The sequence below is a fragment of the Arthrobacter sp. CMU6 genome (genome assembly GCF_059090205.1).
Map to the genome: position 1 here is coordinate 70,160 of NZ_JBNHFL010000017.1, position 12,864 is coordinate 83,023.

The following is a 12,864-nucleotide window of genomic DNA, read 5'->3' on the forward strand; positions in this document are numbered from 1 at the left end:
GGGCCCGGCAGGCCCGACAGATCTTCCAGCAACACATTCAACCGCCTAAGGAACGCCAATCATGGCACTCATCAACGCTGACCGCGTCCGCTTCCCCAATGATCCCTGGAAGCTCGTGGAGACGAGCCACGCCCCCGGCGACGCCGGTACGCTCGAGACGCTCTTTGCCCTCGGCAACGGACACCTGGGTCTCCGCGGCGCCCACTGGGCGTCAGCCGATGCCGAACTGCCCGGCAGCTTTATCAACGGCTTCCACGAGATCTGGGACATCAAGCATGCCGAGAATGCCTACGGCTTCGCGCGCACGGGCCAGCGCATCCTCTACATTCCGGACGCCAACAACTTCTCGGTCATCATCGACGGGGAAATGCTCAGCCTTGCCGAATCGACAGTGCTGGACTACCGCCGGTCCGTTGATTTCGCCACCGGCATCTACGAGTGCACTATCACGTGGCAGTGCCGTTCCGGCGCCACGGTGACCACGGTGGAGCGCCGGGCCGTTGGCTTCGAGACCCGCGGCAGCCTTGGCATCTCGCTGGAGGTTTCGGCCGACCGGGCAATCTCGGCGGACGTCACATCGTCCGTTATCAACCGGCAGGACCAGCCGGTTGAGGACCATTCGGCCCACGACCCGCGCCGGGCAGGCCGGCACGCCGGGCGTGTCCTGCTGCCCCTCAGGATGGAGGGCGGCGACGGGTCGCTGCGCCTGTCCTGGGAAGCGGCGGAGTCGAAGCAGCGGGTGGGAATCGCCGTCGACCACTGGACGTCAGCAGGCCACCAGCCGTTCGATACCCTCGTGGACCAGGACGACAGCAGCGTCCGCTATGTTTTGGCGATTCCCGCCGGGGAGCCGTTCCGGCTCGAAAAGAGCGTCAGCTACGCCGTGGCCCGCGGTACCCGGGCCGGCCTGCCCGGCGTCGCGGATGCCGAGCTCGGAGAGGACCCGGCCGAGGCAGCAGAAGCGGGACTGAAGCCGGTGGGTGACGTCTTCGCCGAAAGCGAGGCGCACTACCGCGACTACTGGGCCACCGCTGACATCGTGGTGGGCGGGCAACCGGAGCTTCAGCAGGCCATCCGCTGGAACCTGTTCCAGCTTGCCCAGGCCACGGCCAGGGCCGGCGTCGCCGGAATCCCGGCAAAGGGTGTCACCGGTTCCGGTTACGACGGGCACTACTTCTGGGACCAGGAGGTCTACCTCCTGCCGTACATGACATACTCAAACCCCGACGGCGCGCGCCAGGTTTTGGAGTTCCGTCACGAGATGCTCCCCGACGCCAAGATCAGGGCCAAGGAACTCAGCGTAGACGGTGCGCTGTTCCCCTGGCGGACCATCAACGGCCTCGAAGCGAGCGCCTACTATGCTGCCGGCACGGCGCAGTTCCACATTGCCGCCGCCATTGCCTTCGCCACCAACAGGTACGTCTGGGCCAGCGGGGACTCCGACTTCCGGGCCGGCATGGGTGCCGATCTGCTGATCGAAACCGCCCGCATGTGGGCATCCTTGGGCTTCTTCGGCAAGGACGGCCAGTTCCACATCCACGGCGTGACGGGGCCGGACGAGTACACCGCGGTGGTGAATGACAATCTCTACACGAACGTCATGGCCCGGTTTAACCTGCGGGCCGCCGCCGCGCTGGACCACCCGGCGGTCGAGGACGCCGAGCGGGAGCTGTGGGAAGCCGCGGCGGAGCGGATCCAGCTGCCCTTCGACGAGCACTTCCAGGTGTACTCGCAGGACAACGACTTCATGACGCTTGAGCCGTGGGACTGGACAACGCCGCGCTCCAAGTACCCGCTGCTGCTGAACTTCCACCCGCTGGTTATCTACCGCCACCAGGTGCTCAAGCAGGCTGACACGGTGCTGGCCATGTTCCTGCAGTGGGAGGAGTTCAGCGCCGAGGAAAAGCGCCGGGCCTTCGATTTCTACGACCCCATCACCACGGGTGACTCCACGCTCTCGGCGTGCGTTCAGGGGATCATGGCCGCCGAGGTGGGCTACCCCAGGGCCGCCCTGGAACACTTCACGAATGCGGTTTTCATCGACCTGGACAACTCCCATGGCAACACGATCGACGGCGTGCACATCGCCTCGACCGGTGGCGTGTGGAGCTCACTGGTGTGCGGCTTCGCCGGGCTTCGGGACCAGGGCCCCGTGCCGTTCTTTGATCCGCGGCTGCCCGGGGAATGGGAGACGCTGCGCTTCCACCTGAAGCTCCAGGCTCGGCTGCTGCTGGTGGAACTGGACCAGGCCGGCATTACGCTGACCGTTCTCGACGGGGCAGCGATGGACGTCGACGTGCGGGATGCCCGGTATTCCGTGGCTGACCAGCCGGTGCGGGTGCCGCTGGAACCGGTGCACGTTCCCGAGCCGTCGGTGTTCCCGAGCGGGCCGCCGACGGCGAGCATCCCGGTGGTGCGCGCCCGCTAGGAGACACGGGCTTAGGTGGTGGCCTCGGCTCCGGCGGGCAGGGGGCCCCGGCGGTCCAGCGGATGGGCGATTTCGTCCGTGGACATCCGGGCGGCCAGCAGGGCCACCACCGCCATGACCGGGCACACCCCGCCCGCCACCAGGAAGATCAGCCAGATCGGGAGCACGGAGGCGGCGGGCCCGGCCAGCGCCATCGACACCGGCATCAGCGCCAGGGACACAAAGAAGTCAAGGCTGGAAACCCGCCCCAGCAGGTGCGGGGGCACGCGCCGCTGCAGCAGGGTTCCCCAGATGACCATGCCCACACTGCCCGTGGCACCGAAAATGAACAGCGCCAGGCCCAGCAGCCAGAAGCTGTCCATGAGCCCCACCGCGGCAAGCGGCAGGGTGCCTGCTCCCCAGCACACCATCATGACGGTCAGGTAGCGGCGGGGGAGCCGGACGGACGCGGTGACAAGCGAGGCCACGGCGCTGCCCACTCCCATGACGGCCAACAGAAAACCGAACATGCGGCTGTCGCCGCCCAACTGGTCCCGGGTCACGAAGGGCAGGAGCACCTCGATGGGCCCGATGAGGAACAGCACTGAAATGCAGGCCCACAGCAGCGTCCAGAGCAGCCACGGAGTCCGGACCGTGTAGCTGACGCCCTCACGGAGGTCGGCGAAGAAGGAGGTCTTTGCTCGTGGGCTGGCGGCAGCATCCTCCTGCACGGCGCCATCCGCCCGCCCGGCGCCCTCTGCCCGCGCGGTAGCCTCCTCCCGCCAGCCCGGGGCCTCGAGGGCGTGCTGGCCGAGGAAATTCAGGATGATGAACGCGAGCAGGTGGCACACGGCAACGCCGGTTACGGCGTGTGAAGGCGAGAGGGCAGCCACGACGACGCCGGCCACCGCAGGACCCGCCGCCTGCTGAAGTGTGGGGCGCAGGGTTCCTTCCATGCCGTTGGCCGCGAGCAGGTCCTCCGGCGGCAGGATCCGCGGCAGAATCGCCGAGTACGCCGGGAAGAAGAACGCCGCCCCGACACCAAGGACGAAGGAACCGGCCACCAGGTGCCAGAGTTGGAGCCAGCCTGCCATCGCCAAGCCGCTGACGGCCGCGATGACGGCGAGGTTGGTTCCCTCGACGGCGATAATCAGCAGGCGCTGCGGAACGCGGTCCGCTGCGATGCCGCCGGCAAGGACGAACGCCACCAGCCCCACGCTGCCTGCCGCGGCCACGAGGGACAGTTCCAGCGGGCCGCCGCCGATGTGGATGACCTGGTAGACCATGGCCACGGCCCACATGCCCGAGCCGAAGATGGAGATGGCCAGGGCACCGATCAGCACGCGGTATTCGCGGTGGGAAAAGGGTCGAAGGGCGCTGGGGAGGGGCACACGGCAATCTTAGGCCGAGCCTCTGGCAGGTGGAACGTGCCCGGCGGGATAGGCTCTAGCCATGGGGAACACACCGGCCCGGCCGGGGCGGCGCAATGTGGCGCTGATCGGCGCAAACTTTGGCCTTGCCCTCCACCCGGTGGACCGGAACGGCGTTCATATTCCCGGCGAGCCCGCCAGCTGCTTTGCTTCGTTCTGGATGGCTGACTGGTCCCGCTGGGGAACCGGAACGGTCCTCATGGTGGCAACGCTCCAGGGCTGGCGCAGCTACGGCTCCAACGAATTCTTCGCGTCCTCCCTGGCGACAGAACTGACGCGCTTCTTTCCGGAAGCCGCGCGCTTTCCGCACGGCGCGGTCAGCCATACCCAGGACGAGTTCGACGTCGAACTGGACCTTGAGCGCGGGTTCCGTGCGACGGGGCGGCGGGCGGCCCTCGAGATCTCCGGGGTGCTGGACCGGCGGCAGTTCTCCGCGCCGGAGTTTCAGCTGGGACCCGCCAGCGCCGCCATGAGCAACGTCTACCACCCCTGCAGCGGAGGCAAGCTCTCCGAATTCGGCGTCGAATGGCCCGGCGCCCCCACTGTTTATCCCGGCCCGCGCGGGCCTTCCTCCTCCGCGTACATGGCCGTGGCCGAGTCCTGGTCGCTGTGAGGGGCCTGGATGGTGTGACAAGCCGGCGCGGCACCCCCAGTGATCAGCATGCTTGGTATGTTTGGGTGTGGCCTAGTGTTAAGGCTAGACGGCGGTCTCCGGCCGCCGGGTGTTCCGAGGTAGAGGTGATGATGGCCAAGCGACGCAATCCCGCGATGAAAATCGCGCAGGAAACAGCCCACAACGCCGTGTTCGACGCCCACGGCAATCCCAAGCCCGGCGTCCACAATTTGCTGCTGCGGGCAGTGGAGATCCAGCGCCCGCTGGTGGTGGCGAACATCCGCCGGCTCCAGCGCCGCAACCCGCGGGCATCCGCAGCCCAGCTCGCGGACATCCTTGAGCGCGACTATCTTCGGGCAGTGACAGGCGGAGGAGCGCTGGTTGGTGCCACCGCCGTTGTTCCGGGTGTTGGCACGGTGGCCTCCCTGGGCCTCTCTGCTGCCGCCACCGTTGGCTTCCTCGAGGCGACAGCCCTTTACGCCACCGCGCTGGCCGAACTGCACGGGATCCGGATGACGGACCCGGAGAAGGCCAGCACCCTGGTGATGGCCGTGATGCTCGGCGAGGAGGGGACCGCGCTGCTTGGCTCACTCAGCGGCCAGGCCATGGGCCGCGGCAAGGGTGCCAGCCAGGCCTGGGGAAATGTGCTGGCGGGCAGGATGTCGTCATCCGGGTACGGCTTCATCCGTGAGCGGATCCAGAAGGCCTTTCTGCGGAACCTTCTCAGGCGGCAGGGAACCGCCCTGTTCGGACGCGCTTTGCCGTTCGGCATTGGAGCAGTGGTGGGCGGCGCCGGTAACCTCATGATGGGCCGCGCCGTCGTGGCCAATGCAAAAGAGGCCTTCGGGCCGATGCCGGACACAATGCCGGGGGAGCTTAGGGCTGCGGATTCAGCAGGCCAGGATGCCGGTTCGCCGGCCGGCCGGCCGCTGGGAAGCGGCACAACGGAAGGTGGTACGGGTGGATCTGAACGCTGACCTCGGGGAGTCCTTCGGCTCCTGGACCATGGGTGATGATCCCGCCATGTTCGAGCTCATCACCAGCGCCAACGTAGCCTGCGGGTTCCACGCCGGCGACCCCGTGACCATGCTCGACAGTTGCCGCGCCGCCTATGAACTGGACGTCACGGTCGGCGCCCACGTTGGCTACCGGGACCTCGCCGGCTTCGGCCGGCGTTCCCTGGACATGTCCTTCGACGAGCTGTTCGGCGACGTCCTCTACCAGCTCGGGGCGCTCGACGGAGTGGCGCACGCGGTGGGGGCCACCGTTGACTACGTCAAGCCGCACGGTGCCCTCTACAACCGGGCATTCCACGATGCCGAGCAGGCTTCCGCGCTGGTGGCAGCCATCCAGGCCTACGATCCCGGCCTGCCTATCCTGGGGCTTCCGGGTTCCGAGCTGCTGAAGCAGGCCCAGGACGCCGGACATCCCGTATTCCGTGAGGCCTTCGTGGACCGCGCCTACCTGCCGGACGGCACCCTGGTGCCGCGCTCGCAGGAGGGTGCCGTGCTGCATGACATCGAGCCGATCGTCGAGCGGGCAGTACGCCTGGCGCTCAAGGGCGAGGTGCTGGCGGTGGACGGGACCGTGGTCCGGGTGGACCCGGATTCCCTGTGCATCCACGGCGACACCCCGGGCGCTGTGGACATGGCTGCCGCCGTCCGCGCAGGCCTCGAGGAAGCCGGCGTGGAACTGGCCCCGTTCGCCTAAGACCGGGTCCGTTCGCCTAAAACGGCCCCGTTCGCCTTAGGCCGGGTCAGCTAAACCAAGCCGTCAGGGGCGCAGCACGTCAGCCGAACGTCAGGTGGGCCACCGTGAAGATGGCGAGCCCGGCGAGCGAGCCCACCACCGTGCCATTGATCCGGATGAACTGCAGGTCCTTGCCCACCTGGAGCTCGATCTTCTGCGACGTTTCCTCGGCATCCCAGCGGGCCACCGTATCCGTGATCACCCCGGCAATGTCTGACCGATAGGTGCGGACCAGGTAGCCTGCGGCATCGCCGATCCAGGCGTTGACCTTGCCTGCCAGCTCGTCGTCGTTGACCAGCCGGGTGCCGAAATCGCGGACGGCCGCCTTGAACTTCACCGTCAGCTCGCTGTCCGGATCATCGACGGCGGTGAGCAGCGCGCCCTTGATGGTGGCCCAGGTGCGGGACGCCAGTTCCCGGACCTCCGGGTCGCCGAGCACCTGCGCCTTGATGCCCTCCGCGCGGGCGATCATGGCGGGATCGTGCTGCAAATCCTGGGCCAGATCCGTCAGGTACTTGTCGATGGAGAGCCGGACCTGGTGTTGCTGGTCGTCCTGGACGGCGCGGGTGAATTTCAGCAGCTCGATGTAGACCTTGTCCCCCACCAGGCCATCCACAAAGCTGGGCACCCACTGCGGGGAGCGCTCCGTGACGAGCCGGCTTACGGTCTGGTGGTTGGCCGCCATCCAGTCCGCGGCCCGGTCCACGAGGAGGTCCACGAGCTTGTGGTGGTGCCCGTCGGCGAAGATCCGCTCGGCCATCCGTCCCACGGGCGGTCCCCACGGGGGAGCCAGGAGGTGCTTGCGGACCATGCCCTCGATAACGGCCTGGACGTCGTCGTCGTTCAGCACTTTGAACGTACCGCGGATAACGGCGGCACCTTCTTTGGCCACCCGCTCCGCGCCGCCCGGCCCCGCCAGCCAGCTGCCCACCTTGCCGGAGATGTTGATGCTGGCCAGCTTGTCCTGGACCACCTGTTCGGAGAGAAAGTTGGTCTCCACAAACTCGCCCAGAGACGCGCCGATCTGGTCCTTGCGCCGCGGAATGATGGCGGTGTGCGGGATCTTAAGCCCCATGGGATAGCGGAACAGGGCCGTCACTGCGAACCAGTCGGCCAGGGCGCCCACCATGCCGCCTTCCGCCGCGGCCCGGACGTATTCCAGCCACGGGTACTGCTTCTGCAGCGCGAAGGCCACGACGAACACCACAGCCATGGCAATGAGCAGGCAGAGTGCCAGCAGCTTCATCTTCCGGAGCGCGGCCGCCTTTTCGGCGTCGCCCTCCGTGAAGTGGCGTACGACGGCGGGACGCGCCGGAGTGCGTCCGCCCTGTCCGTCGTTCCGCTCGGGGCTTTCCGGGGAAAGCTTCTCCGCCGGATCTTGCTGGGTGGTTGGTTCAGAGTTCACCTGCATGTGCCAAGCCTAGCCCCGCTTTGGCAGCCACGGTCGGCTAACGTGTGACCATGACAGCCGACGAGTCAGCCCTAACCCGTCCCCTGGTCTATGCCCACCGGGGTGCCAGCGCGGATTTCGCCGAGCACACCCGTGCCGCCTATCTCCGGGCGCTCGCCGATGGCGCGGACGGTGTGGAGTGCGATGTGCACCTCACCCGTGACCAACACGTTGTCCTGCTGCACGACTCCAACCTGGACCGGACCTCGGACGGCACGGGACCCGTGGCCGAACGGACCCTCGACCAGCTGCGGCTGCTGGATTTTTCATCCTGGAAGGGCGTCCGGATCCCGGAGGCCTACGGGCCCAGGTCCGAACAGTTCCTGACTCTGCCGGACCTGCTGGACCTGCTGCGTGCTGCGGGGCGTGAGATCGGGCTGGCCATCGAGCTGAAGCATCCCAGCCCCTACCAGCTGAAGCTGGAGGACAGGGTGCTGGAGGTGCTGCGGGCCGAAGGCTGGGACGCCGGGACGTCCCGGTTGGGCAACGTCCGCGTGACCTTCATGAGCTTCAGCCCGGACGCGGTCAGGCACCTGCGCAAAGCCGTCCCCGGCGAGTTCATCTGCCAGCTCGTGGATGACGTGAACGTCACCGGAATCCGTGAGGAACTGGGGTTGGGGCCGTTCACGGGCAGCGCCGTGGCCAACGTGATGAAGGCCGCGCAGCTGGAGGGCGAACGGATCATCAACGACGGCGCAGTCGGCATGGCCGGACCGGGCATTGACTACGTGCGCCAGCACCCCGGAACAGTGCGGCGCTGGCTGGATTCGGGCCGCCGATTCCGGGTCTGGACGGTGGACCGGGAGGACGACGTGGAGCTGTGCCGGGGGCTGGGCATCCACGAGATCACCACCAACCGGCCGGCGCAGGTGCTGGCCCGGCTCCGGCAGCGGGCCCTGGCGGCAAGCTCGGCCACGACTCAGTCGCAGCCGCCGCTGTGATTGAGTGGTGGCATGCCCATCACCTGGCCCCCGAAACTCCTGCGTTCCCCCGCTGTCCGCGTTGGCCTATCCATTAGCGTCGCCACCGGCCTGTACGGGGTGTCCTTCGGGGCGCTGTCCGTGACCTCAGGCCTGGACTTCTGGCAGACCATGGCACTGAGCTTCCTGCTCTTCAGCGGCGGCTCCCAGTTTGCCTTCATCGGGGTGGTGGCCGGCGGCGGCTCGGGCCTCGCCGCCATGGGGGCCGCCACCCTGCTGGGAATGCGCAACGGGATCTACGGAATGCAGCTCAACGTGCTGCTCCGGCCGAGGGGGTGGCGCCGGTACGCCGCCGCGCAGCTGACCATCGACGAATCCACGGCCACAAGTACAGGGCAGTCCGATCCTGACGAGCAGCACCGGGGCTTTTGGGCCGCCGGCATCGGGATCTTTGTCCTCTGGAATGTCTTCACCGCGGTGGGCGCACTGGCCGGAGGTGCGCTGGGAGACCCGAAACAGTGGGGGCTCGACGGCGCGGCCGTCGCGGCGTTCCTCGGTCTGTTGTGGCCGCGGCTCAAGGGCCGGGAACCGGTGGCGATCGCCGTCGTCTGTGCCCTGGCAACCGTGCTGGCTGTGCCGTTCGTGCCGGCGGGCGTCCCCATCCTGATCGCCGCCGTGGTGGCCGCCATCATCGGCTGGCTCAGCCATGGCCGCCAGGACGAGGGGCTCGAACCGGACATCGACCCGTACACCGAGCGGCACCCCGGCCATCACGCTGGCACCGGACACTACAAGGGCAACGGGACCAACCCCGGAGGTGCCGAGTGAGTCTGTGGGTGTGGTTGCTGCTCGCCTGCCTCTTCGCCTATGCATGGAAGCTGGTGGGCTACCTGCTCCCGGCCAGCCTGCTGCAGAACCCCAGAATGTCCCGGATGGCGGGAACCATGACCATCGGGCTGCTGGCATCCCTGACGATTGTTAACGCCCTGGCCACGGGGCAGGCCCTGGTGCTCGATGCCCGGCTGGGCGCGTTGGCAGCCGCCGCCGCGGCCCTGTTCCTCCGGGCGCCCTTCCTGGTGGTTGTGCTGGCAGGGGCGGGAGCCGCGGCCTTGCTCCGGCTGGCCGGGTGGAGCTGAGCCGGCTTTCCACCCAGCCAGGCCGTGGCGCCAATTCGGGTGATGTGGGTCACGGCGGTTGTATGCTCTAAGTAGCTAAGAAGTCAGCTGCCAAACCACTCAAGCGGTGAATGCAACAATGAAGGCCGTCAGCAGGCTGTCCCGTACCCGCGCCACCGACGCGCCGTTCGAAATGAAAGCCCCGGTGGACATAGTCCTTGAGCACCTTCGCCAGGTGGGGCCCGCACTGGCCTCCCTGCGGAACGAGTCCTCGCGACTGGCCGGCTGGGGAGAGGAACTTGCCCGCCGCCTCCTTTCCGGGAACCGCCTGCTCACGGCCGGAAGTGCCGGTTCGGCGGCGGAAGTACAGCAGTTCACCGCCGAGCTGCTGGGGCGCCACGCCGGTGAGCGCCAGCCGTTTTCCATCATTGCCCTGCGGCCGGATGTGTCAGCAGGGGCTGCGCCCGTCAGCGCCATCGAAATTGCGCAGGGGCACGCGGAAGAGGTGGCCAGCCAGGTGCGGGCGCACATCCCTTCTCACGACGTCCTCCTGGTGGTCTCCGCCAGCGGGCACCGGCATGCCCTGCTGGAGGCAACGGCGGCAGCGCGGGCAGCCGGAGCGACAGTCTGGGCAGTGACGGGTGCGGCGCCCAACCCGCTGGCCCAGGCTGCGGATGAATCGATCTGCATCAACGCTCCCAAGCCGCAGGTGCGGGAGGCGCAATTGATCGCGCTTCAGGCGATGAGCGAATGCCTGGCTGCGGCGCTGCACGCGTTGGCCAGCCAGCACGAGCAGCTCCGGTGAGCCTGGACTGAGCCGTCCGAGCCTGGATTGAGCCGCCCCGAAGCGCGGCCGGACTTAGGCGGCTCCGAAGGCGTCAGGGGAAGCTGGCTCGGACCGCCTCGCCAGTTCTTCGGTGGCGAGGTCATACCAGTCCTGGGCGCCAAATACAGGCGTTGGGGTATCGAGGTTCCGGTAAAGTGCGTCCACGATGATGGCGAGCTCATCCGTAGATGCTGCCATCAGGGTGATTTCAGGGTCCGGCGCGTGTTTCATGAACTGAGCAAGCTGCGAGCGGTTCATGGTGCCACCGGTTTCATATGAACACACGGAAAAAATGACATGATGTGCTCCGTATTTGGAATGCCGAGGCTAACTGCCTAACCCACCGGTGTGCCTAGCTTACTGTGCACGCGCTGTGTGCGGAATACGCGGGCCAGTCTTCCACGGGCCGGCCGCGCCCCCGGTTTACTCGACTGTCTACTCGAACTGTGATTCCGGCAGCGGCACCTGGGGAGGAAGTGTCCTGGCAGGACGCTCGGCGCGAATGGCGTCTTCCACCAGGGCGGCCGGGCGCCGCCAAGCGTCCGAACCCGGCTCCATTGTGTCGACCACTCCAATCAGCATCGCCAGGAGCCGCACCATGTCCGTCAATGAAATATCTACGCGCAGGGCGCCCTGGTCCTGGCCGCGGTCGAGGAGTACGCCGACGGACTCAATCAGGCTTCCGGTGATGCCGGTGAGCAGGTCCCGCCGGCCAGCCACGGCGCCGAGAAGGTTGGCATTGTCACTGGCCGCGGTCATCACGGCGTCGATGACCCGGAACAGGCCCTCGGCCGCATCAGTACCGGCAAGGGCAACATCGATGACCGGGTCCACGTTGAGCCGGAGCTGGCGGTTGAGCGCGGCCAGGACCAGTTGTTCCTTGTCCGAGAAATTCCGGAACAGGGTGGCCGGGCCGACTCCCGCGGTGGCTGCGATGGTCTGCAACGGCACGTCCGGTCCGTACTGCCGGAAACACTCGCGGGCGGCGTTGATGATCTTGTCAACATTGCGTGCAGCGTCGGCACGAAGTGGCTTGCGCTCTACTGCGAGGTTCATGAAACCAAGGTTAGCAACGCTGTGTCAGCCTGACTCCGTTACCGGTTGGTAGCGCCGAATATGACACAGCACACGTTCCGGGTGGCAGATTCCGCCGTGTCAGACTGGACCCATGTTGCTTGCATTTTCAGTCGCCCCTTCCGGAATTCCCGCTGATCCTGCCTACGCCGCGGCGGGGGCCGGGGATGCCTCGGTGCACGACGCCGTAGCCGCCGCCGTCAGGATCGTCCGGGAATCCGGGCTGCCTAACAAGACGGACTCCATGTTCACCACCATCGAGGGTGAATGGGACGAGGTGTTCGACGTCGTCAAACGCGCCACCGAGGCGGTGGGCAAATTCGGCAGCAGGGTTTCCCTGGTGATCAAGGCCGACATCCGGCCGGGCTATTCCGGAGAACTCACCGCAAAGGTCGAGCGACTGGAGGGTGCACTGGACGGTGCCTGAACGGAGGCGACTGACGGGAGCCTAGCCTGGCCCGGCGCTTGCTGTAAGACTGTGCGCATGTTTGAGCACAAGCCGCGGCCCGAGTGGGAGGCCGTAGAAGAGTACCTGTCCGACGTCGTTGTCCACCCGGACGACGCCGTCCAGCGCGCCGTCCGATCCGCCGAAGAGGCCGGGATGCCGCCTATCGAAGTGACCCCGAACGCCGGAAAGCTTCTGAAGCTCTTGGTGGCGGCGTCCGGTGCCCGAAGGGTGCTGGAGATCGGTACCCTGGCCGGGTTCAGCACCATCTGGATGGCCCAGGGGATGCCCGACGACGGGCGCCTGGTGACGTGCGAATACCTCCAGAAGCACGCCGATGTTGCCCGGGCAAACGTGGATGCGGCCGGTGTGGGCCACAAGGTGGAGATCCGGACTGGTGCGGCGCTGGATACACTCGCGGCCCTTGAGGCCGAGGGAGCCGGTCCCTTCGACTTTGTGTTCATCGATGCGGACAAGGAAAACAACCCGCAGTACCTGAAGTGGGCGGTGCGGCTGGGCAGGGCCGGAACCAGCATTGTGATGGACAACGTCGTGTGGGAGGGTGTGGTGCTGGACCCTTCCATGGATGAAGCCAACGCCCCGGGAATCATCGGCGCGCTGAAGATGATGGGGGAGGACAGCCGGCTGGACGCCACTGTCATCCAAACCGTGGGGTCCAAGGGCTGGGACGGCTTCGCGCTGGCCGTTGTCCGCTAACGGCGCCGCCAGTTACGCCGCCAGTTAACACCGCCCGGTCGCAGCAGCCAGCCTCGGGGGTACCCGCAGCGAAGCACCGCCCGCGTACTGGCTGTACGCGGGCGGTGCTCTTTTTGCT

The 12,864-nt window shown here is 67.1% G+C and carries 14 protein-coding genes; 10 read left to right on the forward strand and 4 right to left on the reverse strand.

Annotated elements, in window-relative coordinates:
• Window positions 1-61 precede the first annotated feature (61 nt).
• On the forward strand, window positions 62-2,428 hold the full coding sequence (locus AC5RWD_RS13435; RefSeq protein ID WP_494020480.1) for a glycoside hydrolase family 65 protein: 2,367 nt from the start codon (window positions 62-64) through the stop codon (window positions 2,426-2,428).
• A gap of 11 nt (window positions 2,429-2,439) precedes the next feature.
• Here AC5RWD_RS13435 and AC5RWD_RS13440 read toward each other — a convergent pair whose 3' ends face one another.
• Window positions 2,440-3,798: an MFS transporter gene (locus AC5RWD_RS13440; protein WP_494020481.1), complete on the reverse strand. Its 1,359-nt coding sequence runs from the start codon at window positions 3,796-3,798 to the stop codon at window positions 2,440-2,442.
• Window positions 3,799-3,859: 61 nt separating this feature from the next.
• On the opposite strand from AC5RWD_RS13440, the gene AC5RWD_RS13445 reads away from it, so the two are divergent.
• The 3 genes from AC5RWD_RS13445 to AC5RWD_RS13455 all read left to right on the forward strand — a co-directional run bounded on the left by AC5RWD_RS13445 (window position 3,860) and on the right by AC5RWD_RS13455 (window position 6,160).
• On the forward strand, window positions 3,860-4,450 hold the full coding sequence (locus AC5RWD_RS13445) for a hypothetical protein (RefSeq protein WP_494020482.1): 591 nt from the start codon (window positions 3,860-3,862) through the stop codon (window positions 4,448-4,450).
• Window positions 4,451-4,581: 131 nt separating this feature from the next.
• Window positions 4,582-5,427, forward strand: a complete 846-nt coding sequence (locus AC5RWD_RS13450) for a hypothetical protein (RefSeq protein ID WP_494020522.1) — start codon at window positions 4,582-4,584, stop codon at window positions 5,425-5,427.
• Complete coding sequence (locus AC5RWD_RS13455) at window positions 5,411-6,160, forward strand: LamB/YcsF family protein (RefSeq protein WP_494020483.1); 750 nt, start codon at window positions 5,411-5,413, stop codon at window positions 6,158-6,160. The genes AC5RWD_RS13450 and AC5RWD_RS13455 overlap by 17 nt, the downstream gene beginning before the upstream one ends.
• Before the next feature lie 79 nt (window positions 6,161-6,239).
• Here the strand turns inward: AC5RWD_RS13455 and AC5RWD_RS13460 are convergent, their stop codons facing one another.
• On the reverse strand, window positions 6,240-7,610 hold the full coding sequence (locus AC5RWD_RS13460; protein ID WP_494020484.1) for a DUF445 domain-containing protein: 1,371 nt from the start codon (window positions 7,608-7,610) through the stop codon (window positions 6,240-6,242).
• 50 nt (window positions 7,611-7,660) lie between these two features.
• Between AC5RWD_RS13460 and AC5RWD_RS13465 the strand changes: the two genes are divergently transcribed.
• The 4 genes from AC5RWD_RS13465 (at window position 7,661) to AC5RWD_RS13480 (ending at window position 10,489) form a co-directional block, all read left to right on the forward strand.
• On the forward strand, window positions 7,661-8,590 hold the full coding sequence (locus tag AC5RWD_RS13465; RefSeq protein WP_494020485.1) for a glycerophosphodiester phosphodiesterase: 930 nt from the start codon (window positions 7,661-7,663) through the stop codon (window positions 8,588-8,590).
• Window positions 8,591-8,602: 12 nt separating this feature from the next.
• Window positions 8,603-9,397: an AzlC family ABC transporter permease gene (locus tag AC5RWD_RS13470; RefSeq protein WP_494020486.1), complete on the forward strand. Its 795-nt coding sequence runs from the start codon at window positions 8,603-8,605 to the stop codon at window positions 9,395-9,397.
• Window positions 9,394-9,705, forward strand: a complete 312-nt coding sequence (locus AC5RWD_RS13475; protein WP_494020487.1) for an AzlD domain-containing protein — start codon at window positions 9,394-9,396, stop codon at window positions 9,703-9,705. The genes AC5RWD_RS13470 and AC5RWD_RS13475 overlap by 4 nt, the downstream gene beginning before the upstream one ends.
• 106 nt (window positions 9,706-9,811) lie before the next feature.
• Complete coding sequence (locus tag AC5RWD_RS13480; protein ID WP_494020488.1) at window positions 9,812-10,489, forward strand: SIS domain-containing protein; 678 nt, start codon at window positions 9,812-9,814, stop codon at window positions 10,487-10,489.
• Window positions 10,490-10,543: 54 nt separating this feature from the next.
• Here the strand turns inward: AC5RWD_RS13480 and AC5RWD_RS13485 are convergent, their stop codons facing one another.
• Together AC5RWD_RS13485 and AC5RWD_RS13490 are read right to left on the reverse strand one after the other, a co-directional pair.
• Window positions 10,544-10,741, reverse strand: a complete 198-nt coding sequence (locus tag AC5RWD_RS13485) for a hypothetical protein (RefSeq protein ID WP_494020489.1) — start codon at window positions 10,739-10,741, stop codon at window positions 10,544-10,546.
• Between the two features lie 204 nt (window positions 10,742-10,945).
• Window positions 10,946-11,566, reverse strand: a complete 621-nt coding sequence (locus AC5RWD_RS13490; protein WP_494020490.1) for a TetR/AcrR family transcriptional regulator — start codon at window positions 11,564-11,566, stop codon at window positions 10,946-10,948.
• Window positions 11,567-11,678: 112 nt separating this feature from the next.
• Here AC5RWD_RS13490 and AC5RWD_RS13495 point away from each other — a divergent pair, with 112 nt between their 5' ends.
• Window positions 11,679-12,011, forward strand: a complete 333-nt coding sequence (locus AC5RWD_RS13495) for a thiamine-binding protein (RefSeq protein ID WP_494020491.1) — start codon at window positions 11,679-11,681, stop codon at window positions 12,009-12,011.
• A 57-nt stretch (window positions 12,012-12,068) separates the two neighbouring features.
• Window positions 12,069-12,746 (forward strand): O-methyltransferase, encoded by a 678-nt coding sequence (locus tag AC5RWD_RS13500; RefSeq protein ID WP_494020492.1) that lies wholly within the window; start codon window positions 12,069-12,071, stop codon window positions 12,744-12,746.
• Window positions 12,747-12,864 lie beyond the last annotated feature (118 nt).